Annotated in this window: 21 protein-coding genes and 1 pseudogene; 18 read left to right on the top strand and 4 right to left on the bottom strand. The window is 60.1% G+C overall.

Annotated elements, in window-relative coordinates:
• Nucleotides 1-56 precede the first annotated feature (56 nt).
• Nucleotides 57-830, bottom strand: coding sequence for a helix-turn-helix domain-containing protein (locus AB4P97_RS07435; RefSeq protein WP_395602330.1), 774 nt, complete (start codon nt 828-830; stop codon nt 57-59).
• A 220-nt stretch (nt 831-1,050) separates the two neighbouring features.
• On the opposite strand from AB4P97_RS07435, the gene AB4P97_RS07430 reads away from it, so the two are divergent.
• From AB4P97_RS07430 to AB4P97_RS07405, 6 genes are all read left to right on the top strand, one after another.
• On the top strand, nt 1,051-2,676 hold the full coding sequence (locus AB4P97_RS07430) for an APC family permease (protein WP_042558842.1): 1,626 nt from the start codon (nt 1,051-1,053) through the stop codon (nt 2,674-2,676).
• Between the two features lie 23 nt (nt 2,677-2,699).
• Nucleotides 2,700-3,626 (top strand): 4-hydroxyproline epimerase, encoded by a 927-nt coding sequence (locus AB4P97_RS07425; protein ID WP_395602329.1) that lies wholly within the window; start codon nt 2,700-2,702, stop codon nt 3,624-3,626.
• 55 nt (nt 3,627-3,681) lie between these two features.
• Nucleotides 3,682-4,629, top strand: a complete 948-nt coding sequence (locus AB4P97_RS07420) for a dihydrodipicolinate synthase family protein (protein ID WP_042558840.1) — start codon at nt 3,682-3,684, stop codon at nt 4,627-4,629.
• A 66-nt stretch (nt 4,630-4,695) separates the two neighbouring features.
• Entirely contained in the window at nt 4,696-6,288 is a 1,593-nt protein-coding gene (locus AB4P97_RS07415) for an aldehyde dehydrogenase (NADP(+)) (protein ID WP_395602328.1), read from the top strand.
• A complete protein-coding gene (locus AB4P97_RS07410) occupies nt 6,278-7,543 on the top strand; it encodes an NAD(P)/FAD-dependent oxidoreductase (RefSeq protein ID WP_395602327.1) in 1,266 nt (421 codons plus the stop codon). The genes AB4P97_RS07415 and AB4P97_RS07410 overlap by 11 nt, the downstream gene beginning before the upstream one ends.
• 381 nt (nt 7,544-7,924) lie before the next feature.
• Nucleotides 7,925-8,284, top strand: a complete 360-nt coding sequence (locus AB4P97_RS07405) for a DUF6124 family protein (protein ID WP_395602326.1) — start codon at nt 7,925-7,927, stop codon at nt 8,282-8,284.
• A gap of 202 nt (nt 8,285-8,486) precedes the next feature.
• Here AB4P97_RS07405 and AB4P97_RS07400 read toward each other — a convergent pair whose 3' ends face one another.
• Nucleotides 8,487-9,416 (bottom strand): Gfo/Idh/MocA family protein, encoded by a 930-nt coding sequence (locus tag AB4P97_RS07400; protein ID WP_047300783.1) that lies wholly within the window; start codon nt 9,414-9,416, stop codon nt 8,487-8,489.
• 189 nt (nt 9,417-9,605) lie between these two features.
• Between AB4P97_RS07400 and AB4P97_RS07395 the strand changes: the two genes are divergently transcribed.
• From AB4P97_RS07395 to AB4P97_RS07370, 6 genes are all read left to right on the top strand, one after another.
• Entirely contained in the window at nt 9,606-10,655 is a 1,050-nt protein-coding gene (locus tag AB4P97_RS07395; RefSeq protein ID WP_047300781.1) for an NAD(P)-dependent alcohol dehydrogenase, read from the top strand.
• A gap of 158 nt (nt 10,656-10,813) precedes the next feature.
• Nucleotides 10,814-11,509, top strand: a complete 696-nt coding sequence (locus AB4P97_RS07390; protein WP_047300850.1) for a class I SAM-dependent methyltransferase — start codon at nt 10,814-10,816, stop codon at nt 11,507-11,509.
• A 253-nt stretch (nt 11,510-11,762) separates the two neighbouring features.
• Nucleotides 11,763-11,978: a 4-oxalocrotonate tautomerase family protein gene (locus tag AB4P97_RS07385; protein ID WP_042558834.1), complete on the top strand. Its 216-nt coding sequence runs from the start codon at nt 11,763-11,765 to the stop codon at nt 11,976-11,978.
• Nucleotides 11,975-12,631: a DsbA family oxidoreductase gene (locus AB4P97_RS07380; RefSeq protein WP_047300779.1), complete on the top strand. Its 657-nt coding sequence runs from the start codon at nt 11,975-11,977 to the stop codon at nt 12,629-12,631. The genes AB4P97_RS07385 and AB4P97_RS07380 overlap by 4 nt, the downstream gene beginning before the upstream one ends.
• A gap of 49 nt (nt 12,632-12,680) precedes the next feature.
• Nucleotides 12,681-13,391 (top strand): SDR family NAD(P)-dependent oxidoreductase, encoded by a 711-nt coding sequence (locus AB4P97_RS07375; protein ID WP_047300848.1) that lies wholly within the window; start codon nt 12,681-12,683, stop codon nt 13,389-13,391.
• 112 nt (nt 13,392-13,503) lie between these two features.
• Nucleotides 13,504-14,427, top strand: coding sequence for a LysR family transcriptional regulator (locus AB4P97_RS07370; protein WP_047300777.1), 924 nt, complete (start codon nt 13,504-13,506; stop codon nt 14,425-14,427).
• Between the two features lie 13 nt (nt 14,428-14,440).
• Here AB4P97_RS07370 and AB4P97_RS07365 read toward each other — a convergent pair whose 3' ends face one another.
• Entirely contained in the window at nt 14,441-15,025 is a 585-nt protein-coding gene (locus AB4P97_RS07365) for a TetR/AcrR family transcriptional regulator (RefSeq protein ID WP_047300775.1), read from the bottom strand.
• Nucleotides 15,026-15,234: 209 nt separating this feature from the next.
• Here AB4P97_RS07365 and AB4P97_RS07360 point away from each other — a divergent pair, with 209 nt between their 5' ends.
• The 5 genes from AB4P97_RS07360 (at nt 15,235) to AB4P97_RS07340 (ending at nt 22,329) form a co-directional block, all read left to right on the top strand.
• On the top strand, nt 15,235-15,912 hold the full coding sequence (locus AB4P97_RS07360; RefSeq protein ID WP_042558830.1) for a type 1 glutamine amidotransferase domain-containing protein: 678 nt from the start codon (nt 15,235-15,237) through the stop codon (nt 15,910-15,912).
• A gap of 121 nt (nt 15,913-16,033) precedes the next feature.
• Nucleotides 16,034-17,158, top strand: coding sequence for an alkene reductase (locus AB4P97_RS07355; RefSeq protein ID WP_395602325.1), 1,125 nt, complete (start codon nt 16,034-16,036; stop codon nt 17,156-17,158).
• Between the two features lie 103 nt (nt 17,159-17,261).
• Nucleotides 17,262-18,800, top strand: a complete 1,539-nt coding sequence (locus tag AB4P97_RS07350) for a cryptochrome/photolyase family protein (protein ID WP_395602324.1) — start codon at nt 17,262-17,264, stop codon at nt 18,798-18,800.
• Between the two features lie 174 nt (nt 18,801-18,974).
• Nucleotides 18,975-21,890 carry a PAS domain S-box protein gene (locus AB4P97_RS07345; protein ID WP_395602915.1) on the top strand — a complete coding sequence of 972 codons (2,916 nt, stop codon included), beginning with the start codon at nt 18,975-18,977 and terminating at the stop codon, nt 21,888-21,890.
• A gap of 115 nt (nt 21,891-22,005) precedes the next feature.
• A complete protein-coding gene (locus AB4P97_RS07340) occupies nt 22,006-22,329 on the top strand; it encodes a hypothetical protein (RefSeq protein WP_395602323.1) in 324 nt (107 codons plus the stop codon).
• Nucleotides 22,330-22,462: 133 nt separating this feature from the next.
• Here AB4P97_RS07340 and ycaC read toward each other — a convergent pair whose 3' ends face one another.
• Nucleotides 22,463-23,095, bottom strand: coding sequence for an isochorismate family cysteine hydrolase YcaC (ycaC, locus tag AB4P97_RS07335; RefSeq protein ID WP_042558826.1), 633 nt, complete (start codon nt 23,093-23,095; stop codon nt 22,463-22,465).
• Nucleotides 23,096-23,360: 265 nt separating this feature from the next.
• Here ycaC and AB4P97_RS07330 point away from each other — a divergent pair.
• Nucleotides 23,361-24,163, top strand: a pseudogene (locus AB4P97_RS07330) (GGDEF domain-containing protein); the annotation flags it as partial.
• Between the last annotated feature and the right edge of the window lie 108 nt (nt 24,164-24,271).

Below are 24,271 nucleotides of genomic sequence, written 5' to 3'. Positions count from 1 at the left end.
GTAGGAGCTGCCGAAGGCTGCAATCAAAATCTAAAGATCGCAGCCTTCGGCAGCTCCTACAGGGAGGTCGTGGCCTGGCGATACTGGCGCGGGGTGAAACCGGTCGAAGCCTTGAACTGGCGGGTGAAGGCGCTGTGATCGGTGTAGCCACATTGCAGTGCAACCTCGGTGATCGGCAGGTCGGTGTGCAACAGCCGATGCGCATGTTCCAGCCGTACTTTCTGGATCATCTGTCGTGGCGTCAGGTGGAATACCCGTTTGCAGTAGCGCTCCAGTTGCGCCACTGAAATGCCCGCAATGCGAGTGAGTTCGCCCAGCGTGACGCGCCGATTGAAGTGCTTGCGGATGTGCTCGTCGACTGCGGCAAGTCGCTGGAATGCCGGATGCGTTTCACTGGCCGACTGCAAATCGACCGAGATTCCGGCCAGCCCGATGATCGCGCCATCACCGTTGTACAACGGGTGTTTATGGGTCAGGCACCAACCCGGTTCGCGGCTGCCGTACAGATGCAGCTCGAGCTGATCCTCCAGCACGAAGCCCTCCTCCAGCACTTTGCGATCCTGTTCCGTGTAGCCCGGCCCCAGTTGCGCCGGGAAGACCTGCGCGCTGGTTTTCCCCAGCATTGGCCGCAGATCCTTCAAGCCACAACGCTGCACCAGCGTGCGGTTGGCCAGCACATACCGGGCCTTTACATCCTTGATGAAAATCGCCGCATTGGGAATCAGGTCGAGCATCGGTAACAGCGGCGCCGCGCCGGCCAGGAGCGCTTCCAGCGTTTGCGGGCGATTGCCTTGACCGTCCTGGCACAGGATTGAAAGCGCGTTGTACATCGAAGGTTTCTCCCTGTTCGCAGGTCGGCCGTGGGGCAGTCGCCTGCAGATAGCAGCAACGTCTGCGCCGTGTCGAGTGACGCCGTGCATCCGCGCAACTGTGCCGATTTCGTCATCAATCGCACCGCAAAACATCAATCGCGCCAATGCCGATGAGTTCAAAGTCTGCCCGTCCCAGCGACACAACTGCCTATCCAATAACTCACAAGAAGGCAACGCCATGTCTGGTCAAGGCAAGTTCAAAAAACAGCTATCACTGATTGATCTCACGTTTATCGGCCTCGGTGCGATTTTCGGCTCGGGCTGGTTGTTCGCCGCCAGTCATGTGTCCGCCATCGCCGGGCCGGCGGGGATTTTTTCCTGGCTGCTGGGCGGCTTCGCCGTGTTGCTGCTGGGCATCGTCTATTGCGAACTCGGCGCCGCACTGCCACGCGCCGGCGGCGTGGTGCGTTATCCGGTTTACTCCCACGGGCCGCTGCTCGGTTACCTGATGGGCTTCATCACCCTGATCGCGTTTTCCAGTCTGGTGGCAATCGAAGTGGTTGCCTCGCGCCAATACGCGGCGGCGTGGTTTCCCGGCCTGACCAAAAGCGGCAGCAGTGACCCGACCTTGCTCGGCTGGCTGGTGCAGTTTGGCCTGCTCTGCCTGTTCTTCGTGCTCAACTATCGCAGCGTGAAGACATTCGCCAAGGCCAATAATCTGGTGAGCGTTTTCAAGTTCATCGTGCCGCTGCTGGTGATCGGCGTGCTGTTCACTTTCTTCAAACCGGAGAACTTTCAGGTACAGGGTTTTGCGCCTTTCGGCCTGTCGGGTGTGGAGATGGCAGTCTCGGCAGGCGGGATCATCTTTGCCTATCTGGGGCTGACTCCGATCATCTCGGTGGCCAGTGAAGTGAAGAATCCACAGCGCACGATTCCCATCGCACTGATCCTTTCGGTGTTGCTGTCGACCCTGATTTACGTACTGCTGCAAATGGCCTTCCTGGGCAGCATTCCGACAGAAATGCTCGCCAACGGCTGGGCCGGTGTCAGCAAGGAATTTGCCCTGCCGTACCGCGACATCGCACTGGCACTGGGCGTTGGCTGGTTGGCCTACCTGGTGGTGGCCGACGCGGTGATCTCGCCGAGCGGCTGCGGCAACATCTACATGAACGCGACGCCACGGGTGATCTACGGCTGGGCGCAGACCGGCACATTTTTCAAGGTCTTCACCCACATCGATGAAAAGTCCGGTATTCCGCGCCCGGCGCTGTGGCTGACGTTTGCGCTGTCGGTGTTCTGGACCCTGCCGTTCCCGTCGTGGGAAGCGTTGATCAACGTGGTCTCCGCCGCATTGGTGTTGAGCTACGCCGTCGCGCCGGTGACGGTGGCGGCGCTGCGCCGCAATGCACCGGACATGCCACGACCGTTCCGGGTCAAGTACATGGGCGTGCTCGGGCCGGTGTCGTTCATCATTGCTGCGCTGATCGTCTACTGGTCGGGCTGGAACACCGTTTCGTGGCTGCTTGGCCTGCAAATCCTGATGTTTGTCGTGTATCTGCTGTGCGGCCGCTTCGTGCCAACCGCGCACCTGAGCCTGGCCCGCCAGGTCCGTTCTTCTGCGTGGTTGATCGCCTTTTACGCAGTCACCATCGTGCTATCGAAGCTCGGCACCTTCGGCGGCCTGGGCATTCTCGCCCACCCTTTCGACACAATCGTCGTGGCCGCGTGTGCCACCGGTATTTATTACTGGGGCGCCGCCACGGGCGTGCCGGCACACCTGCTGCGTCTTGAAGAAGACGATGAAGAAAGCGAAGTCGCCTCCCCCGCTACCACCGTGAACGCGCGCCCTGCCGGCGCCTACTGAACTCAGCCAACGGGACACCTCTCATGAAACGAGTACACGTCATCGATTCCCACACGGGTGGTGAACCCACGCGTCTGGTGATGAACGGCTTCCCCGAATTGCCCGGCAGCACCATGGTGCAAAAGCGCGATGCCCTGCGCAATCAGCATGATCAGTGGCGCCGCGCCTGCCTGCTGGAACCGCGCGGCAACGATGTGCTGGTCGGTGCGCTGTATTGCGCGCCGGTGTCGGCGGACGCCACCTGCGGCGTGATTTTCTTCAACAACGCCGGTTATCTCGGCATGTGCGGCCACGGCACCATTGGCCTGATCAACTCGTTGCAGTACCTGGGGCAGATCACTGCGGGCGTGCACAAGATCGACACACCCGTCGGTCCGGTCAGCGCGACGTTGCATGAAGACGGCATGGTCACGTTGGGCAACGTGCCGTCTTACCGCTACCGCCAACAGGTGCCGGTGGACGTGCCCGGTTTCGGCCGCGTGTCTGGCGACATCGCCTATGGCGGCAACTGGTTTTTCCTGGTGTCCGAGCACGGTCAAAACCTGTCGATGGACAACGTCGAGCACCTCACCGCCTACACCTGGGCGATGCTCAAGGCCCTCGAAGATCAGGGCATTTATGGTGAAGACGGTGCCGTGATCGACCACATCGAACTGTTCGCCGATGACCCCGACGCCGACAGCCGCAACTTCGTCATGTGCCCCGGCAAAGCCTATGACCGCTCCCCTTGCGGCACCGGCACCAGCGCCAAACTCGCGTGCCTGGCCGCCGACGACAAATTGCAGCCCGGCGAGCGCTGGGTGCAGGCGAGCATCACCGGCAGCCAGTTCGAAGGCCGCTTTGAATGGCAAGGCGAACGCATTCGCCCGTATATCACCGGCCGCGCCTACATGACCGCTGACAGCACACTGTTGATCGACGAAACAGACCCGTTCGCGTGGGGCATCTGAGCCACCGCGCCGACTTTTCAAACCCATCCGAATGATGTGCCAAGGAGTTAAAACAATGAGCGACAACATCTTCACCGGTTGCATGCCGGCCCTGATGACCCCGTGCACCGCCCAGCGCAAACCGGATTTCGACGCACTGGTGGCCAAGGGTCGCGAGCTGATCGATATCGGCATGAGCGCTGTCGTGTACTGCGGATCCATGGGCGACTGGCCGCTGCTGACCGAAGCCGAGCGCCAGGAAGGCGTGGCGCGGCTGGTGGCCGCGGGCATTCCGACGATTGTCGGCACCGGTGCGGTGAATACCCGAGAGGCCGTTGCCCATGCAGCCCACGCGGCAAAAGTCGGCGCGCAGGGCTTGATGGTGATTCCACGCGTGCTGTCGCGAGGCGCTTCGGCCGCCGCGCAAAAGGCTCACTTCGCCGCGATTCTGCAAGCCGCGCCGAACTTGCCGGCGGTGATCTACAACAGCCCTTACTACGGCTTTGCCACCCGTGCCGAGCTGTTCTTCGAACTGCGCCGCGAGTACCCGAACCTGATCGGCTTCAAGGAATTCGGTGGCGGCGCCGACTTGCGTTACGCCGCCGAGAACATCACCTCCAAGGATGACGACGTGACCCTTATGGTCGGCGTCGACACCCAGGTGGTGCATGGCTTCGTCAACTGCAACGCCACCGGCGCGATCACTGGCATCGGCAATGCTCTGCCCCGCGAAGTGCTGCAACTGGTGGCCCTGAGCAAGCAAGCAGCGAAGGGTGATGCCAAGGCGCGGCGTCAGGCGCGGGAGCTGGAATCGGCACTGGCAGTGCTGTCGTCGTTCGACGAGGGCTGCGATCTGGTGCTGTATTACAAACACCTGATGGTGCTCAACGGCGACAAGGAATACACCCTGCATTTCAACGAAACCGATGCGTTGAGCGACTCCCAGCGCCGCTATGCCGAAAACCAGTACGCGCTGTTCCGCCACTGGTACGAAAACTGGTCGGCGGAGCAGAACTTCGCCTGACCCCAGGCTTTGTTTTCTTGCCCGCCGGGTTTGCGGCGGGCGCTTTTTTCTCATCAGGAAGACACCATGACTCTGACGGGCAACATGCTGATCGGGCAGCAACGTATTGCGGGCAATCGTGAAGCCATTCGCGGGATCGACCCGGCCACCCATACCGTGCTGGAACCTGCCTATGCCGGTGGATCGGCCGCGCATGTCGAACAGGCCTGTGCCTTGGCGTGGGCGGCGCTGGACAGCTATCGCGAAACAACGCTGGATGCCCGCAGCGAATTTCTTGAAGCCATTGCCCATGAGATCGAAGCCCTTGGCGACGAACTGATCGACCGCGCCGCCGCAGAAACCGGTCTGCCCCGTGCGCGTCTGCTCGGCGAACGCGGGCGTACTTGTCAGCAACTGCGTCTGTTTGCGCGCACGGTGCGCAACGGTGAATGGCTGGACGTGCGCGTCGATACCGCACAACCGCAGCGTCAGCCGCTGCCGCGTTCGGATTTGCGGCAACGTCAGGTACCGCTGGGCCCGGTGGCAGTGTTTGGCGCGAGCAATTTTCCGCTGGCGTTCTCCGTCGCCGGGGGCGACACGGCATCGGCACTGGCCGCCGGTTGTCCGGTAATCGTCAAGGCGCACAGCGCGCATCCGGGCACCTGTGAGCTGATCGGCCATGCGCTGGCGCGGGCGGTAAAAGCCTGTGGTCTGCCGCCGGGCGTGTTCTCGTTGCTGTACGGTTCCGGGCGCGAAGTGGGCATTGCGCTGGTCACCGATCCACGCATCAAAGCCGTGGGTTTTACCGGTTCGCGCAGCGGTGGTCTGGCGCTGGTTCAAGCGGCGCAGGCAAGGCCGGAGCCGATTCCGGTGTATGCGGAAATGAGCTCGATCAATCCGGTATTGCCGTTTCCGGCGGCGTTGCACAATCGCGCGCAAGCGCTCGCTGAAGGGTTTGTTGCTTCGCTGACGCTAGGGGCCGGGCAATTCTGTACCAATCCCGGGCTGGTGATTGCGCGTAAGGGCCCCGCGCTGAACAGCTTTATCGCGGCCGCTGCCGAACGGTTACGACACAGCCCGGCGCAAACGATGCTGACGCCCGGGATCTTCAATGCCTATGAGGCTGGCGTGACTGCGTTGCTTGAAAACCCGCGCGCGCAACTGTGCGCTGAGGGCCTGAGGAGCACAGGGCCAAATCAGTGTCAGGCCCGGCTGTTCGTCACTCAAGCCGGGGATTTTCTCGCCGATCACAGCCTGCAGGCCGAAGTGTTTGGCGCCGCGTCGCTGATTGTGCAATGCAGCGATGACGATGAAATTCGTCAAGTAATCGAACGCCTGGAAGGCCAACTCACCACCACGTTGCACCTTGACGACGAAGACCTTGAGCAGGCCCGCGCATTGTTGCCGACACTGGAGCGCAAGGCCGGTCGCTTGCTGGTCAATGGCTGGCCTACCGGCGTCGAGGTGTGTGAGGCGATGGTTCACGGCGGACCGTTTCCGGCCACTTCCGACTCGCGCACCACGTCGGTCGGCACCGCAGCGATCCACCGGTTCCTGCGCCCGGTCTGTTATCAGGACTTCCCCGACAGCTTGCTGCCCGGCGCGCTGAAACAGGCAAATCCGCTGCGGTTACGGCGCTTGCTCGACGGGCAAAGGGAAGCGCACAACAATGCCCAATAACGCCTCGCACGATATCGCCGTGGTCGGCGCCGGCATCATCGGCGTTGCCTGCGCATTGCGTCTGGCTCGCCAGGGGTTGCGAGTTGTCGTCATCGACCAACAGGAACCGGGCCACGGCGCATCGTTCGGCAATGCCGGGCATCTGGCGACCGAACAAGTGTTTCCGATTGCCGATCTATCGATACTCAAGCGTCTGCCGGCCATGTTGATGGACCCGATGGGGCCGTTGCGCCTGGACTGGAAATACATGCCCCGCGCCCTGCCCTGGTTCACACGGCTGTTATTGAATCTGCGTTCGGAACCCTTTCAGAAAACCGTCGCCGGACTGCGGGCGCTCAACGAAGGCAGCCTCGAAGCCTGGCATCGCTTGCTCAGCGACATCGAGCGTCCTGACCTGCTGAAAGTCGACGGTTCATTGCTGGTGTTCGAACGTGCGGAATCACTTCAGGCCATCGAAGCGCTTCAGGCACGCTTGCATCAGCAGCAGGTCCCCGTCGATTTCTGGGAGGCAGATACGATTCGCGACACCGCACCGCAACTCAGCGAGCGGATTCGGGGCGGTTTGTTCTTTCCCCGCACCGGGCATTTCATCGATCCTTATCGCGTGGTTTGCGAGTTGGTCAGCGCAGCCAAGGCCAGCGGCGTGCGTTTTGTGAAGCAGCAGGTTCAGGGCGGATATGTTCAGGAGCACGGTGTTTCACTGATCACCGGAAACGGTGGTTTGACCGCGAGCCGCGTCTTGATCGCATGCGGCGCGCACTCGGCCAAACTCACGGCCGCGTTGACCGGTAAAACCGTGCCGCTGGACACCGAACGCGGCTATCACTTGATGCTGCCCCAGGAACACGGCCGCCTGCCCTTCCCCGTCACCTCCATGGAACGCAAGTTCATCATGACGCCGATGTCCGAGGGGCTGCGGCTGGCCGGTACCGTTGAGTTCGCAGGGCTTGAACAGCCGCCGAAGATGGAACGCGCGTGGCAGTTGCATCGGTTGAGCCAGGGGTTGTTCCGCAAAGATCTGAGTGCTGAAGCGGCGACACCGTGGATGGGGTTCAGGCCGTCATTGCCGGATTCACTGCCAGTGATTGATCAGGTGTGCGGTGGCAAGGTGCTGCTTGCGTTTGGGCATCAACATCTGGGACTGACGCAGGCGGCGGTCACCGCAGACATGATCGTGCAGATAGCGGGTACGGCAACCACAAACCCGCCCAAAGAGCTGCCAGGCAGCGAGGCGTATCGACTGGCGCGCTTCTGACCTGGCGTCAAATGCGCTGAAGCGCGTCGCCTTGGTGCAGCGATCTTCGCTTTTAAACCAAGGTGTTTAAATGACACCTGAGGACACGGATCCGAGGCTACGCATCCTTGCGCAATTGCCTACAGCTAAGCCAGAATCCGCCGGCTTGTACGCCTTGAGGGCGGGTTCTATTGTGGTGCGGTCGCTGACGAATCAGTGATCGGGTTTAGCAGCTCGCCAATTTTCAAGGCACGTAACTCCCGCCATTCCCCTATGGCGGCTTTGCGTGGGGCACTTCGGTGCGCCGGGATCCTTGAGCCTGGTCTGCTAACCCGCGCACAGCCGCCACCCTCTTCGTTTAGCAGCGAAGGCTGACGGCTCCATTTCTCAAGGAGCTTCACCATGATAAAACCAACACCAAACCCGCCCGAAACCGACCCCACCTCCCCCTACGAATCCCTCGATTCAAAAAAACTGAACGAAGCTGCCGACCGCGCCCTCGATCACTACCTCTGCCCGCCTGGCTCCACCCCTGCGCCACGCAAAACCCGCAGGATGTACGCCGTTAACGCGGATTTCAAAAACGAGGAACTGTTGGTCGATGCCTGCGAAACGCTCGCCTCGGCGAGAACCATCGCCAATGATTTCGTCGCCTTGGTGCCGGCATCGCAGCGTCGGACGCTGGTGGGGATTGCGCAGTTGATCATACTCGGGGAGCTGGCGGTGAATCGGGTGCTGGATAATCTGGAGTTGCCGGGCTGACAATCGCGGTCAATATCCGCAGCGTTATCCGGGGCCAATTCTGGCCCCTTCGCGAGCAGGCTCGCTCCCACAGTTGACCGCGTTCCAATGTGGGAGCGAGCCTGCTCGCGAAGGCTGACGAATAAGCAAAGCAGTGTCATCAGGCAAAAAAACCGCCGTCCCGATCAACCAGGACGGCGGTTTTTTTGTGACCACATTGGAATTATGCGTCGTAGAACGGGGCGACTGAGACGCGACTGCCGACGAAGAAACTATCCGCCACCAGCCGCAGTGGCTGAAGGTCGAGGTCGCTGGCCTTGTCACCAATCAACTGCTGAAAGTGCCGATAGACCGCCGCATATTCACCCTCCTGCGAAACGGTCTGGCGCACACCGTCGATGCTCAACAACGCGCCACCGTTGTCCAGTCGCAACACCCCTTCGGCGCAACGGATCTCGATGCTCCAGAGTTCGTCGTGGCCGTGGTCGAAGTCAAACTCGGCACGTACATCAAGGTGGCGTGCATCTGACATTTTGATCGACGCGGCAATCGGTGACTGGCAGTTTTCGGGAACGCGCAGTTCGGCGGACTCGACAAACAACGGCAGCGCCAGCAAGTGCGTAACGATCGACAAGGCATTGATGCCCGGATCGAAGACGCCGAGACCGCCCGGCTGCCAGATCCAGGTCTGGCCGGGGTGCCATTTGCGCACGTCTTCCTTCCAGTCGATCTGCACGCTTTGCAGGGTGCGCGTGGCGAGCCAGTCGCGGGCGGCGGCAATGCCGGGGGCGTAGCGCGAATGCCAGGCGAACAACGCGCTGACGCCTTGCTGCCCGGCCAGGCTGACCAACGCCATGGCCTCACCTAATGTGGCGCACGGCGGCTTTTCCACCAGCACATGTTTGCCGGCAGCCAGCGCCTCTTGCACCAAAGCAAAGCGCCCTTGCGGTGGTGTGCAGAACGCGATCGCATCAACCTGCGGGCCGTTGGCGAGCAGTTCGCTCAGGGACTGAAAGTTCTCAACGCCGGCGCAAGGCTTGCCCTGTGTGCCGACAGACACCAACTGGAATGCGGGATTGGCGTTGATCGCCGGGACGTGTTGATCCTGGGCAATCTTGCCGTAGCCCACCAGACCGAGACGGATCGGTTGCATCAATGACTCCTGTTTTTGTCTTGTTTTAGTCAGCGAGCCGGCAGATTACCCGCAATCACCGCGTTCGTCTGTCGGTGCAACGTCACAACGACGCACAGGATCAGGCAAGCATTGCACAGGATTGCACTACTTCACGGCAGCGCGGAGCAGCAAAAATGGAAGTCCGAAAAATTCATTGAGGACGTTCCCATGCTTGTACAAGCCTACGGTGCCCACGCTGGCGACAAACCCCTTGAGCCCATGCAGATCAACCGCCGTGCACCCGCGGCCCATGACATCCAGATTGATATCGCCTTCTGTGGCATCTGCCATTCGGATTTGCATCAGGTGCGCGCCGAGTGGGCAGGCACACAATTCCCTTGCGTGCCGGGCCACGAAATTGTCGGTCGGATTTCGGCGATCGGCGCGCATGTCGCGGATTTCAAGGTCGGTGATCTGGTCGGTGTCGGCTGCATCGTCGACAGCTGCAAACACTGCGACGACTGTGAAACCGGTCTGGAAAACTACTGCGACGGCATGATCGGCACCTACAACTTCCCGACGCCGGACGCACCGGGCTGGACGCTGGGCGGCTACTCGCAAAACATCGTCGTGCATGAACGCTATGTGCTGCGTATTCGTCATCCCGAAGCGCAACTCGCGGCCGTCGCGCCGTTGCTGTGCGCGGGGATCACCACCTACTCGCCGCTGCGTCACTGGAACGCCGGCCCGGGCAAGAAAGTCGGTGTGGTCGGCATCGGTGGCCTCGGTCACATGGGCATCAAACTGGCCCACGCGATGGGCGCGCATGTTGTCGCGTTCACCACCTCTGAATCGAAACGCGAAGCGGCGAAGCAGCTGGGTGCCGATGAGGTCGTGGTATCGCGTAACCCCGAAGAGATGGCGGCGCACGCGAAGAGCTTTGACTTCATCCTCAACACGGTTGCCGCACCCCATGATCTCGATGCTTTCCTGGTGCTGCTCAAGCGTGACGGTGCGTTAACGCTGGTCGGCGCGCCCGCCTCGCCGCATCCATCGCCCAACGTGTTCAACCTGATCATGAAGCGCCGCACAATTGCCGGTTCGATGATCGGCGGCATCCCCGAAACCCAGGAGATGCTGGACTTCTGTGCCGAGCACGGGATTGTTTCCGACATCGAACTGATCCGCGCGGACCAGATCAACGAATCCTACGAGCGCATGCTCAAGGGTGACGTGAAATATCGCTTCGTGATCGACAACGCGACGTTGGCCGGTTAGTGGTTTGACCCGATGGCGGCGCTGGCAAAACCGGCGCTGCCAGCGGATCGCAACGCGGCCCTTATCACCGGGATTTGACAGGCAACGCATAGCTCGACAAAGTCGCACCCCTTTTGCGGCCACCAGTGCCGCAAGTCAGTGTTGAACAGGGGTTGTCGTTGAACGAACACACATTGTCCATGCGCCTGGAGCGCGTGGCGGCGCACGTGCCCGCCGGCGCGCGACTGGCCGATATCGGCTCGGATCACGGCTATCTGCCGGTGGCGCTGATGCGCCGTGGCGTGATTGCAGCGGCAGTGGCTGGCGAAGTGGCGTTGACGCCGTTCCGCTCGGCTGAACGCACGGTGCGCGAAAACGATCTTGAACAGCACATCACCGTGCGTCATGCCAGCGGCCTGGCGGCAATCGAGCCTGGCGACGCAATCACCGCGATCAGCATCTGCGGCATGGGCGGCGAGACGATCCGCGACATTCTTGACAGCGGCAAAGCGCAGCTGAGCGGCGCCGAACGCCTGATCCTGCAGCCCAACGGCGGCGAGCAACCCCTGCGCCAATGGCTGATGGATAACGGCTACTGCATCCGCTGTGAAGAACTGCTGTGGGAGAACCGCTTCTACTACGAAATCATCGTCGCCGAGCGTGCAGATTCCGTCGCCTACACGGGTCCGGAGTTGTACTTCGGGCCACTGCAAATGCAGGCGCGCAGCCCCGCGTTTCTGAGCAAGTGGCAGCGCATCCTTCGCGAGAAACAAAAGACGCTTGGCCAGTTCGCCCGAGCGCGGCAGGCGCTACCCGAAGCCAAAGTGCGAGAGATCACGCAACAAGCGCAATGGATCACCGATTTATTGGCTTGAGCGGCGTACGCCTGATCGTAATGACCGCTTCGCTTCAATCCTCGGCGCATATCCGTTGCGACCTAGGCTCCTGAACAACTCCCCCGCCAGCACCCTCTGTGGAAGGATCCCGCAGGGTTCGCCCCTTTCGATTTGATACACCACATCACAAATGAAGTACCTCAAGGCGTATTTATCAATCGCGCGCCACTTCTTAAAGTTCACTCCAACAGCAGCCCATCATTCCGACAGGCTGGCTAGTGGAGTTACTCCAATGCCTTTCATCAGCGTACGCATCACCCGTGACGGCGTCACTCGCGAGCAAAAAGCCCAGGTGATCAAAGAGATCACCGAAACGATGGAGCGAGTACTCAACAAGGATCCAAAACTCACGCACATCGTGATTGAAGAAGTCGACACGGATAACTGGGGTTACGCCGGTATAACGACCACCGAGTACCGCCAGCAGCTAGCGGACGAACAGTCATGAGCCGCACGGTAAAAATCGACTTTGTCTCGGATGTGGTCTGCCCATGGTGCGCCTTGGGCGCTACGGCACTAGAGCAAGCGATTGCGAATCTGGCCGGTGAGATCGATGTTGAACTGACCTACAAACCGTTCGAGCTGAACCCGGATATGCCAGCCGCAGGTGAGCACGCCGTCGAGCACATGATGCGCAAATATGGCCGTAGCGCTCAGCAAGTGGCGGAACGAAACGCGATGATCATTCAACGCGGAAAAGACATCGGCTTTAGCTTCGACCTGGAAAAACGCAGTCACTTCTTCAACACGTTCAATGCACATCGCCTGTTGTTCTGGGCACACATGGAAGGCCGGCAACGTGAACTGAAGCAAGTCCTGTTACGTGCTTACTTCACCGATGGCAAGAACCCGGATGACGCGCAGACGCTGGTGAATCTGGCGGGCGAAGTCGGCCTCGACACCGGGCGTGCGCAAGAAGTGTTGGCGAACGGCGAGTTCAGTCAGGAGGTCCGCGAGCTTCAGCAGTTTTATCAGGCGCGAGGCATCAACTCGGTCCCGGCGATGGTGCTCAATGACCGAGAACTGATGTCCGGATCTCACTCGGTCGCCGAATACCAGCAAGCGCTTCGGCAGGCGGCACGAGAGACATCTCACGCCTGATTTGCAGATTTTTCTACTCAATCTCTATCGATTCAATGAGGAATTCATCATGAGCACTTCCAATAAAGTCGTAGTGGTCACCGGCGCCTCGCAAGGCATTGGCGCGGGCCTGGTCAAGAGTTTTCGCGATCGCGGGTATCAGGTTGTCGCGACGTCTCGCTCCGTCAAACCGTCGTCAGACCCGGATATTCTGACCGTCGCAGGCGACATCGCTGATCCGCAAACCGCCGAGCGGGTGATCCGTGAAGCCGTTGCACGCTTTGGTCGCATCGACACACTGGTCAACAACGCGGGCATCTTCGTCGCCAAGCCGTTCACCGATTACAGCAAAGAAGATTATGCCCAGGTCGTGGCGACCAACATGAGCGGCTTCTTCTACATCACCCAACTGGCCATTGCCGAGATGGAAAAAAACCGTAGCGGCCACGTCGTCAGCGTAACCACCAGCCTGGTCGACCACGCGATTGACGGCGTGCCTTCGGTGCTGGCTTCGTTGACCAAGGGTGGCATCAACGCGGCAACCAAATCGCTGGCCATCGAGTACGCCAAGCGCGGCATTCGGGTCAACGCGGTTTCGCCGGGCATCATCAAGACGCCAATGCACGGCGTGGAAACCCACGAAGCGCTGGGCAATCTCCACCCGGTTGGCCACATGGGCGAGATTGATGACATCGTGCAAGCGATCCTCTATCTGGATAACGCGAACTTTGTCACGGGCGAGATCCTGCACGTCGACGGTGGCCAGAGCGCGGGTCATTGATCCAGCCGCTGTCCTCGCCACAACAAACGGCACCGTCGGTCTATACCGGCGGTGCCGTTTGTTGTGGTAAATACCGGAATGAAAGATCCGTTGAGCCTCGGTGTAATCGATTATGAAGCGCCACTTTGAAGACTTGCAGCTGGGCAGTATCGAACTCTTTTGCCTCGCCGCCGAAGCGGGCAGCTTCACTGCGGCTGCGCAGCTCGCCGGAGTGACTCCGGCAGCGGTGAGCCGGTCGATTCTGCGTCTGGAACAACGGCTCGGTGCTCGGCTCTTCGCGCGAACCACGCGCAGCATTCGCTTGACCGAGGCCGGTAGCAACTTCTTCGTCCAGTGCAACCAGGCGCTGACCCAACTGGTTGAAGCTCAGCAAGAGGTCATGGGCGCACAGACAAGTGCGTCAGGAAGATTGCGCATCAGTCTGCCCACCACTTACGGGCATCACCGCATCCTGCCGCTGCTGCCAAAATTTCGCGCGCTGTACCCCGACGTCACCGTCGATATCCACTTGGGGAATCGCAACATCGACTTCGTCGCGGAGGGCTACGACCTGGCGATCCGCGTCCGCGCCCAACCGGACTCAACGATGATTGCGCGCCTGCTGGAGGACGCCAAACTGGTGGTGGTCGCCTCGCCCGAGTATCTGCACAAGGCCGGTACGCCGCAGACGCTGGAAGATCTGGTGGAACACGAGTGCATCCAGTTCGAACTGCCCAGCAGCGGACGGCGGATTTCATGGCTATTTCAGGAAAATGGCAGCGATCGAGAGATTATTTCGGACGGCGGTTATTCCTGCTCCGACGATGTGCTCGGTGGCGTGACCCTGGCCAAGCACGGTGCCGGGGTGTTCCAGACCTACAAATTCATTGTCGAACAGGAATTGGCGGACGGCCGCCTCGTCGAGGTCCTGCAGCCCTATAAAGGTCGTTCCCGGCCTTACACCTTGCTGTATCCGCACGGGCGCTACGTGCCGCAACACGTGCGGGCCTTCGTTGATTTTCTGCTGCAATACCGCGATCAATGGGCGGCGCTTTAGCCGACCGCCGAACTCAAACGCTGAGCAGTTGCCGGGTGGTCGCCATCGACGTGTTCAGCGACTGCCCGGTGCGCTGCAACTTGTTAAGAAGACTGGCGCCCAACCACATCTGGTACAGGGTTTCCGCCAATTGGCGAGCATCGCCGTCAGGAAGGCTGTTTTCAGCCTGGCCCTGCTCGATGCACAGGGTAATGCGCGACACCACTTGTTCGGCGCCATCACGCAAGGTGAGGCGCATCGACTCGGACAGGTCGGCGACTTCGGCGCTGAGTTTCACCACCAGACACTCATCGCCATGCCCTTCAAGGGTGCAGCGGTTCTGCCAGCCCAGCCAGTAATCCATCAACCGCTCATAGGCCGTAAGGCCCGGCAGCGTCAGGCGCCGCTCCATGTCGGCGAGATAACCGACAAAGTAATCCTCGAGCAAGGCCTGGCCGTAGAGCTCTTTGGATTTGAAATAGTGATAGAACGAGCCCTTGGGCACGCCAGCGGTTTGCAGGATTTCATTAAGGCCGACACTGGTGAAGCCCTTCTCGGCCATCATCCGGTGGCCGGTATCGAGCAAGTGTTGGCGGGTGTCGTCGTAGGTCGGTTTCATGGGGCGCAAATTACCAGACAATAGACCAGTCGTATATTTCCAGGGAACGGGAGTTTGCCATATCTGTCAGTGAAAAACCTGCGTAGAAAAAACTACTAGACGACTGGTCTAATTGGAATCTATGCTGCGCTCCGACAACTCATCTCCCGGTGTCGGCGTTTCGCAAATCCGTTGCGCAGCGACGCCACCTGATCAACCAAGGGTGCTTTATGAAAATCTTGATGGTTCTGACTTCGCACGATCAACTTGGCGACACCGGCAAGAAAACCGGCTTCTGGCTCGAAGAGTTCGCCGCTCCTTACTACGCCTTCAAGGACGCCGGCGCCGACGTCACGCTGGTGTCCCCGGCCGGTGGCCAGCCACCTCTGGATCCGAAAAGCGACGAGCCAGATGCACAGACCGCCGAGACCGATCGCTTTCGCAATGATCCGGCCGCCCAACAGGCACTGGCCAATACCGGGCGTCTGGCGGATGTTCGGGCGGATGATTTCGATGCGGTGTTCTACCCAGGTGGCCACGGCCCGTTGTGGGATCTGGCCGAAGACAAGCAGTCGATCGCTTTGATCGAAGCCTTCGACCGCAGCAACAAGCCGCACGGTTTCGTTTGCCACGCACCGGGCGTACTGCGCCACGTTTTGAATGCCGAGGGCAAACCGCTGATCCAGCATCGCCAGGTCACCGGTTTCACGAACGCAGAAGAGGCTGCGGTCGGTTTGACTGATGTCGTGCCGTTCCTGATCGAAGACGAGTTCCAGCGTCTTGGCGGTTACTACTCCAAGGTCGCCGACTGGCAAGTGCATGTGGTAGCAGATGGGCAATTGGTCACTGGCCAGAACCCTGCCAGCTCCGCAGCGGTCGCCGAAAAACTGCTGAAGATGCTCGGCTGATTTCTCACGCCAAGCCCCCTCGCGGGGAAAACCACCCGAACGCCGTGCGCGTCATGCACGGCGTTTTTTTACGCTCACTCAATAGTTGACTGGTCTAATAAACCAGTAAAAAAGGTCATTCATGAACAACAGCAGTTTCTTCACTCCCACCCAATTGGGCCTGCACACGCTGAAAAACCGCATCGTCCTGCCGCCTCTCACGCGCCAGCGCAGTACCCAACCGGGCAACATCGCCAATGAATTGATGGCCGAGTATTACCAGCAGCGCGCCGGCGCGGGTTTGCTGGTGACCGAAGGCACGCAGATCGAGCCGCGGGGCCAGGGTTATGCCTGGACGCCGGGCATTCACACCCCTGAGCAAATTGCCGGATGGCGCAAAGTCACCGATGCCGTGCATGCCGTCGACGGGGTGATTTTCGCCCAGCTCTGGCACGTCGGCCGTGTGTCGCACAGCGCGTTGCAACCTGGCGGTGCGGCGCCGGTATCGGCTTCCGCCGTGGCGACCGACCGCGTCAGTGTGTTCATCGAAACCGCGCCAGGCAAAGGTGAGTTGGTGCCGCCGTCCGCACCGCGCGCGTTGAGCACTGATGAAGTTCAGGAGCTGATCCAGCTCTATATCCAGGCAGCACGCAACGCGATGGAGGCCGGTTTCGACGGCATCGAACTGCACTGCGCCAATGGCTATCTGGTCAACCAGTTCATCTCCGCCCACAGCAATCTGCGCACCGATCAATACGGTGGTTCGCTGCACAATCGCCTGCGTTTTCTGCGCGAAGTGGTGGCGGGCGTCGCCGAGTGCATTGGCAAGGAGAAGGTCGGCGTGCGCTTCGCACCGCTGTTCACTACCACCGATGAGGCGCGCACGTACCTGGGCCTGGTCGAGGAAGATCCGCACACCACCTATATAGAAGCGATCAAGCTGCTGGAGGACGTCGGCATTGCTTACCTGTCCATCGCCGAAGCCGATTGGGACGACGCGCCAGCGATGCCGCAAACCTTCCGCCAAGCGGTGCGCGATACCTTCAGCGGCGCGATCATCTATGCCGGGCGCTACAACGCCGAATCCGGTGCGCAGTTGCTCGACTCCGGTCTCGCCGATTTAGTCGCTTTCGGTCGGCCGTTCATGGCCAACCCGGATCTGCCTGCGCGAATCGCCAACGGCTGGCCGCTGAATGCGCTGAACCCGGCCACGGTGTATGGCGGCAGCGCTGAAGGTTATATCGATTACCCGGTGTACCCCGGCTAGCAAAAAAACCTATACAAAACCAACTTTCCGTACAACTATCTGAGCAAGGACTTTCCCACCACTGGCTACCTCTATTGCCTCTCATCAGGCTGATTGCGTTCGAATGAAGACTGTTAACCGCTTGTGCCTGGTCCTCGGTGACCAGTTATCTTTCGATCTCGCCTCGTTGCAAGGGCTTGATCGCGAACGCGACACCGTCCTTTTGGTCGAGGTGATGGAGGAAGCCAGCCATGTTCCTCACCATCCGCAAAAAATCGTTCTGGTGTTCAGCGCCATGCGTCATTTTGCTCAGGCGTTGCAGGAGCAAGGCTTTCAGGTGCAGTACGTCAGGCTCGACGATCCGCAAAACACCGGCGCTGTGCCGAGTGAGTTGCAGCGCTGGCATGCGCTTCTAAAGCCGGACGAGTTGCACCTGACCGAATGCGGCGACTGGCGTTTGGAGCATTCGCTGCGCGATTGTGGTTTGCCCATCCATTGGCACAGTGACAGCCGTTTTCTATGCACCCGCGCCGAGTTCGCCGATTGGGCGGCCGGTAAAAAGCAGCTGCGCATGGAGTACTTCTACCGCGAGATGCGCCGCAAAAGCAGGATGTTGCTCAATGGAGATGGCACTCCGGTGGGTGGCGCTTGGAATTTTGACGCCGACAACCGCAAGTCGCTGCCCAAAGGCGTGAAGCCGCCCTACCCGCTCAACTTCAGCGCGGACCCTGTCACTCAGCAAGTCCTCGCTTTGGTGCGCGAGCGTTTCGCCAGTCACTACGGCGCTGTGGACGACTTCAACTACCCGGTGACCCACGCCGACGCCCAAGCGCTGTGGCAATACTTTCTGGATTTCGGCCTGGCCGGTTTTGGTGATTATCAGGACGCCATGGCCAGCGACGAGCCGTTTCTGTTCCATGCGCGCATCAGTGCCGCGCTCAACATCGGCTTGCTCGATCTGCGGCAACTGTACAACGACGTCGAGTCGGCCTATTGGGCGGGCAGCGTTGCCCTGAACGCCGCCGAAGGCTTCATTCGGCAACTGATCGGCTGGCGTGAATATGTGCGCGGGGTCTACTGGCTGAAAATGCCTGACTACGCCGAAGGCAATTCATTCGGTAACACCAGGCCATTGCCGGAGTTCTACTGGACCGGCGAAACACAGATGAACTGCATGCGCCAGGCCATCGGTCAAAGTCTCAAACATGCCTATGCACACCACATCCAGCGGCTCATGGTCACGGGCAATTTCGCCTTGCTGGCCGGCATCGCGCCGAGCGAGATCTGCGAGTGGTATCTGGCCATTTACATGGACGCGTTCGACTGGGTCGAGTTGCCCAACACCCTGGGCATGGTCATGCACGCCGATGGTGGATACCTGGGCTCCAAGCCTTACTGCGCCAGCGGCCAGTACATCAAGCGGATGTCCGATTACTGTCGCGATTGCGCCTACAAGGTGAGTGAAAGCACCACCGATAATGCCTGCCCGTTCAATTCGTTGTACTGGCATTTTCTGATGCGCCACGGCAACCTGCTGCGCAGCAATCAGCGCATGGGCATGCTCTACAAAAACCTCGACCGCATGCCTGAAGCCAAACAGCAGGCCCTTTGGCAACGCGGGCAAATGCTGCTCGACACGCTGGATAACGGGCAGTCGTTGTAGATCCGCAAGCGCCGTCCTTCAAGGCTGCAACTTATGTAGGTCGCGCCGTGTCAATGGGTGACCCGTAGTGTTCGTTTGCAGCACGCTGAACGAGTCCGGACCACAATAATCAATCAGGCGTGAGTGGTGAAAATCCTGAAACATCTTACCCGCGAAGCGCTTGAGTCAGAGGTCATGCGCCTGCGCCAGGCGCTGGAAACCAGCGCAGGACAAACACTCGTCAACGGCGCACAGCACGATATCGCCGCGCAACTGGCCGCCAGCCGTGCGGCACTCGCCGCCAGTGAAGCGCGCCAGCGGGCGATCTTCGAGTGCGCGATCGATTTCGCCATGGTCGCCACCGATCCGCGAGGCAACATTACCGAATGGAACGCCGGCGCCGTCAATGTCATGGGCTGGAGCGCCGAGGAAATACTCGGCCAAAGCGCCGCGATTTTTTTCACGCCGACGGATCGCGCTTCGGGTCGCGTTGAAATGGAAATGCAGCGCGCTCTGCTTGAAGGGCGCGCCTCCGATGAGCGCTGGCACCTGCGCAAGGACGGCCAATTGTTCTGGGCGTCGGGCGAACTGATGCCGCTCTATGCTGACGATCAATCCCATTTGGGCTTCGTGAAAATCCTTCGTGACCGCACTCAGGAGCATCTCGCTGGCCGTGCACTTTTCGAATCGCAAGAGCGCTATCGCCTGGCGCTCAAGGCCACACGCGATGCGGTCTGGGACTGGGATTTACAGACCCGGCAGATTGTCTGGAACGAAGCCCTGCAACAGGCTTATGGATTCCCGTGTGCGGCCATCGACTCGACGAGTGAATGGCGCTTTGCCCAGATCCATCCGCAGGATCGCGAACGCGTCGAGGAATCGATACGCTCGGCCATCGACGGCAGCGGATCGACCTGGAGCGCCGAGTACCGCTTCCGCTGCCAGGACGGTTCCTACGCCGAAGTGCTCGACCGCGGCCACTTGATCCGCGACGCCGACGGCCGCGCCGAACGCATAATCGGTGCGATGCTTGATCTGACGCGCTCGCGCAGTGCCGAAACGGCGCTGCGCCTGAGCGAAGAACGCTTCAGCACCATTCTGGAAACCATCGAAGCCGCATTCGCCATCGTCAAGGTCAAATTCGACGCCGACGATCGTCCGGTGGATTACTACTTCGTCGAGGCTAATCCGGCGTTCGAACGTCAATGCGGGGTCAATCTGCGGGGTAAATGGGTGACCGAGTTTGCACCCAACCTGGAAAAGTTCTGGTTCGAGACCTACGGGCACGTAGCCAAGACTGGCGAACCGGCGAACTTCGAAAGTTACGCCAACACCTTTGAGCGATGGTTCGACGTACGTGCCGTACGAGTCGGCGATCCTGCCGACCGGCAAATCGCGATCCTCTTTAATGACGTCACCGAACGACGCGACGCCGAAGAACGCCTGCGCGTCAGCGAAGCACTGGCGCGTGAAAACGTCGAGCGTGTACAACTTGCCCTCGCCGCCGGCGCCATTATCGGCACATGGCACTGGGACCTGCCGACCGATAGCTTTACCGTGGATGAAGCCTTCGCCAAGGTGTTCAATCTCGACCCGGCTCTGGGCCGCACCGGTCTGAGCCTGGAACAAGTGGTGACGACCGTTCACCCCGACGACCGGGACGGACTCATCGGTGCGATCAACGAAGCGATTGCCCGCGGCGGCGCCTATTCCCATCAGTATCGGGTGCGCGACGCCGATGGCAAATACAACTGGCTCGAGGCCAACGGGCGCGTCGAGTGCGCCGACGACGGTACGGCGCTGCGCTTCCCCGGCGTGCTGATCGATGTGGAAGAGCGGCGCAGTGTCGAGGCCGAGCGCGATCGGGCCAACGCGGCACTGCGCGCGCTCAACGACACCCTGGAACAACGTGTAATCGCGCGCACTGCCGATCTCATGCAAGCCGAGGAAAAGCTGCGGCAATCTCAGAAAATGGAAGCCGTCGGGCAACTGACCGGCGGCCTCGCCCATGACTTCAACAATCTGCTGGCCGGCATTTCCGCCGCCCTGGAACTGATGCAAAAACGCATCTCTCAGGGCCGCTTCAAGGACGTCGACAAGTATTTGGCCACCGCCCAGGGCGCGACCAAACGTGCGGCGGCGCTCACCCATCGATTGCTGGCGTTCTCCCGACGCCAGACTCTCGATCCGCGGCCAACGGACGTCAACACGCTGATTGTCGGCATGACCGAGTTGATCCAGCGCACCGTCGGCCCGAGCATTCGCCTGAAGACGTTGGTGGCACCCGATCTTTGGCCGGCGCTGGTCGATGCCAGCCAGTTGGAAAACGCTCTGCTGAATCTGTGCATCAACGCTCGCGATGCCATGCCGGATGGCGGCAGCATCACGGTGGAAACCGCCAATCGCGCCGTGGCCGTCGAGTCGGTTCGCACGCTGGACATTCCCGAGGGTGAGTACCTTTGCCTCTGCGTCACCGACACCGGCACCGGCATGAGCACTGAAGTTATCGCCAAGGCCTTCGACCCGTTTTTCACCACCAAACCGCTCGGTCAGGGCACAGGTCTGGGGCTGTCGATGATCTACGGCTTCACCAAACAATCCGGTGGCCATGTGCGTGTGCATTCACAAGTCGGCCAAGGCACCACGATGTGCATCTACCTGCCACGCTATCGCGGCGAAGCCAAACAAAATCACGACGCCACCCGCAGCACGGCAACACCGCTGGTAAAAGCAGGCGAGACCATCCTTATCGTCGACGACGAACCCACGGTGCGCATGCTGCTCAAAGACGTGCTCAGCGAACTCGGCTATACCGTGCTGGATGCGGCTGACAGCATCGAAGGCCTTGAGACGTTGCGCTCCAACGCGCAGATCGACCTGCTCATCACCGATGTCGGCTTACCGGGCGGCATGAACGGCCGGCAAATGGCCGATGCGGGCCGGGAAATCCGCCCGAAACTCAAAACCCTGTTCATCACCGGTTACGCCGAAAACGCCGTCATCGGCAGCGCTCAACTAGGGCCGGGGATGCAAGTGCTGACCAAGCCTTTTGCGGTCGATACCCTGGTGTCGCGAGTCAGTGATTTGCTGTACGAAGCGAAAATGCCGTAACCCTCAACCGACCCGTGCAGGCGCTGCGGCACGGGCTTTGATTCTGCCGTTGAGCGCCCCGTGATCTCGGCTATCAACATGCCAGAAGCGCCTGCATCTTCAGAGGGGTTAGCAGATGTATCCAACCACGCCTGACGGCCGTTATTTCGTGGTCAAAGAACGGCTTTGGCGATGCAGCAACCCGTCTTTGGACCCGCAACAACGCCAGCATCTGGTCGACGACTTGATGACTGCGCGACGCGAAGTCAAAGCGGCGAAGTCGCTGGATGACCCGCAAGAATTGAAAACAGCCAGGGCGCATGTGCAAGCCGCCAAAGTGGCACTGGGCGAACGTGGCCCGGTCTGGTGGGAGGACGGCAGTGCGGATTACAACCGATACAAAGTGAACAACACACCGTATGCCGAGTGGTATCAAACGCTGAAGCCGCAAAGCGATTAAAGCGTTCGGCACCTGCGCAATGCGTGCTGTTTGCCTTCGGCGAAAACAGTGATCAGGCGTTCATGCTGCTCATCGGTATCAGACGAACAAAAGCCTGCTGTTGAGGGCAGGCTTTTAGTCAGTCAGCGTCGACTTATTTTTGCTGCGCCGTCAGCGCCGCATAACCATTCATCAAGTTGCGATAGTTCGGAATCCGCTGCGACAGCAGATTACCCAGTCCTTCGATGTCGTTGCGCCAGTCGCGGTGCAGCTCACAGGCTACCGAGAACCAGTTCATCATTTGTGCGCCGGCTTGGGTCATGCGGCTCCATGCGGCTTGCTGCACAGTGGTGTTGAAGGTGCCGGAGGCATCGGTGACCACGAACACATCAAACCCTTCGGCCAGTGCCGACAATGTCGGGAACGCCACACAAACATCGGTCACCACGCCGGCAATGATGATCTGCTTGCGGCCTGTAGCTTTGATCGCCTTGACGAAGTCTTCGTTGTCCCAGGCGTTGATCTGGCCTGGGCGGGCAATGTACGGCGCGTCCGGAAACATCTCTTTCAGTTCCGGTACCAATGGGCCGTTCGGGCCTTGTTCGAAACTGGTGGTGAGGATGGTCGGCAGTTCGAAGAATTTCGCCAGATCAGCCAACGCCAGAACGTTGTTCTTGAACTCGTTCGGCGAGAAGTCCTGCACCAGAGAAATCAAACCGGTCTGGTGGTCAACCAGCAGTACTACGGCGTCGTCTTTGTTGAGGCGGTTGTAGGTTGGAGTGTTCATCTGTGCAGTCCTTTTGGGTTGGGGAAGTTCTTGTTGCGTTCAAGATGGGCCCAGATTACTGACACTCCAGCGCTGGATAAATCGGCTGAAAAGCGTTTCACCGTCAACCCAAAAAGGACAATCACGCGACACTGATCAAGGATTTCGCTGCGATCCCGACCTTCGCGGCGATCCTTGTCATACTGTTTCCCGCTTCACGTGTGCAATAAACCCAAGGAGATGTTCATGCTCGGACGCCACTCGCCAGAGCGGAACACAGACAACCCCGCATCTCTACTCAGGCATCGCGCAAGTGCGCGCCGTCGTCGACGACACCGAGCGTTTGTATGGCTATCGCGCCCTCACGACCTATCCACTGGTGGTCGAGGCAGGTCTGTCGCGTGATTCAATCATCGAACCCTGGCAGCAGGATTTGCTGAAGAACGGCTTCGTGCCGGTGTTTCTGATTCTGGTGCTGAGCTGTTTAGGGCTCATCGTCCTGCGCCAGTTGCGCCAGCGTATGGCGATGGAACGACAAATCCGCCACGCCCATCAGACCATGCGCGACATGGCATTGACTGACGCCCTGACCGGGCTTGGCAACCGTCGACGCCTGGACAATTCGCTGGCCGATGAAATTCGATTGGCCCGTCGCCAAGGCTCGGCGCTGTCGTTGATCATGCTCGATGTCGACCACTTCAAACGCTACAACGACCAATACGGGCATGCGGCGGGTGATGATTGCCTGAGCGTGGTCGGGCAGGCGATCCAGCAAGCGGTCAAACGTCCGGGTGACCTGGCCGTACGCTATGGCGGCGAAGAGTTCACCGTGTTATTGCCCAATACGATAGCGCTGGGGCGATTCAGGTCACCGAGGACATTTTGCAGAGTATTCGTGCGCTGAAGATGGAACATGCCGGACATCTTTTGGGGAATGTCACAGCCAGTGCCGGCATCACCACGCGTCATCCCGTCGACGACTCGGTCACGTCGGCCTCGTTGTTGAAAGCGGCCGACACTTGTCTCTACGAGGCCAAGCAACAGGGGCGCAACCGTTGGTGTTTGAGCGCAGCGGTTATGAGCCAATAACGCCTTCATCACGCCACCGCTCGCGCTGGTCACTTTTTCTTACACCTTTTGTCGCCCTGCGACACCCTGTCAGCCGATCGAAAACCGACTCGCCGGTTCAGTTTGTTA

The sequence above is a fragment of the Pseudomonas sp. A1230 genome, assembly GCF_044218825.1.
In the GTDB taxonomy this organism is placed as follows: Bacteria; Pseudomonadota; Gammaproteobacteria; order Pseudomonadales; family Pseudomonadaceae; genus Aquipseudomonas; species Aquipseudomonas iridis.
Note: the sequence above shows the minus strand (reverse complement) of the source record. Positions and strands in the feature narration are given on the sequence as shown.

What these genes read in the sequence shown, in the direction of transcription:
- AB4P97_RS07435 (WP_395602330.1), bottom strand. Translation starts at nt 830, where the DNA reads ATGTACAACGCGCTTTCAATCCTGTGCCAGGACGGTCAAGGCAATCGC.
- AB4P97_RS07430 (WP_042558842.1), top strand. Translation starts at nt 1,051, where the DNA reads ATGTCTGGTCAAGGCAAGTTCAAAAAACAGCTATCACTGATTGATCTC.
- AB4P97_RS07425 (WP_395602329.1), top strand. Translation starts at nt 2,700, where the DNA reads ATGAAACGAGTACACGTCATCGATTCCCACACGGGTGGTGAACCCACG.
- AB4P97_RS07420 (WP_042558840.1), top strand. Translation starts at nt 3,682, where the DNA reads ATGAGCGACAACATCTTCACCGGTTGCATGCCGGCCCTGATGACCCCG.
- AB4P97_RS07415 (WP_395602328.1), top strand. Translation starts at nt 4,696, where the DNA reads ATGACTCTGACGGGCAACATGCTGATCGGGCAGCAACGTATTGCGGGC.
- AB4P97_RS07410 (WP_395602327.1), top strand. Translation starts at nt 6,278, where the DNA reads ATGCCCAATAACGCCTCGCACGATATCGCCGTGGTCGGCGCCGGCATC.
- AB4P97_RS07405 (WP_395602326.1), top strand. Translation starts at nt 7,925, where the DNA reads ATGATAAAACCAACACCAAACCCGCCCGAAACCGACCCCACCTCCCCC.
- AB4P97_RS07400 (WP_047300783.1), bottom strand. Translation starts at nt 9,416, where the DNA reads ATGCAACCGATCCGTCTCGGTCTGGTGGGCTACGGCAAGATTGCCCAG.
- AB4P97_RS07395 (WP_047300781.1), top strand. Translation starts at nt 9,606, where the DNA reads ATGCTTGTACAAGCCTACGGTGCCCACGCTGGCGACAAACCCCTTGAG.
- AB4P97_RS07385 (WP_042558834.1), top strand. Translation starts at nt 11,763, where the DNA reads ATGCCTTTCATCAGCGTACGCATCACCCGTGACGGCGTCACTCGCGAG.
- AB4P97_RS07380 (WP_047300779.1), top strand. Translation starts at nt 11,975, where the DNA reads ATGAGCCGCACGGTAAAAATCGACTTTGTCTCGGATGTGGTCTGCCCA.
- AB4P97_RS07375 (WP_047300848.1), top strand. Translation starts at nt 12,681, where the DNA reads ATGAGCACTTCCAATAAAGTCGTAGTGGTCACCGGCGCCTCGCAAGGC.
- AB4P97_RS07370 (WP_047300777.1), top strand. Translation starts at nt 13,504, where the DNA reads ATGAAGCGCCACTTTGAAGACTTGCAGCTGGGCAGTATCGAACTCTTT.
- AB4P97_RS07365 (WP_047300775.1), bottom strand. Translation starts at nt 15,025, where the DNA reads ATGAAACCGACCTACGACGACACCCGCCAACACTTGCTCGATACCGGC.
- AB4P97_RS07360 (WP_042558830.1), top strand. Translation starts at nt 15,235, where the DNA reads ATGAAAATCTTGATGGTTCTGACTTCGCACGATCAACTTGGCGACACC.
- AB4P97_RS07355 (WP_395602325.1), top strand. Translation starts at nt 16,034, where the DNA reads ATGAACAACAGCAGTTTCTTCACTCCCACCCAATTGGGCCTGCACACG.
- AB4P97_RS07350 (WP_395602324.1), top strand. Translation starts at nt 17,262, where the DNA reads ATGAAGACTGTTAACCGCTTGTGCCTGGTCCTCGGTGACCAGTTATCT.
- AB4P97_RS07345 (WP_395602915.1), top strand. Translation starts at nt 18,975, where the DNA reads ATGCGCCTGCGCCAGGCGCTGGAAACCAGCGCAGGACAAACACTCGTC.
- AB4P97_RS07340 (WP_395602323.1), top strand. Translation starts at nt 22,006, where the DNA reads ATGTATCCAACCACGCCTGACGGCCGTTATTTCGTGGTCAAAGAACGG.
- ycaC (WP_042558826.1), bottom strand. Translation starts at nt 23,095, where the DNA reads ATGAACACTCCAACCTACAACCGCCTCAACAAAGACGACGCCGTAGTA.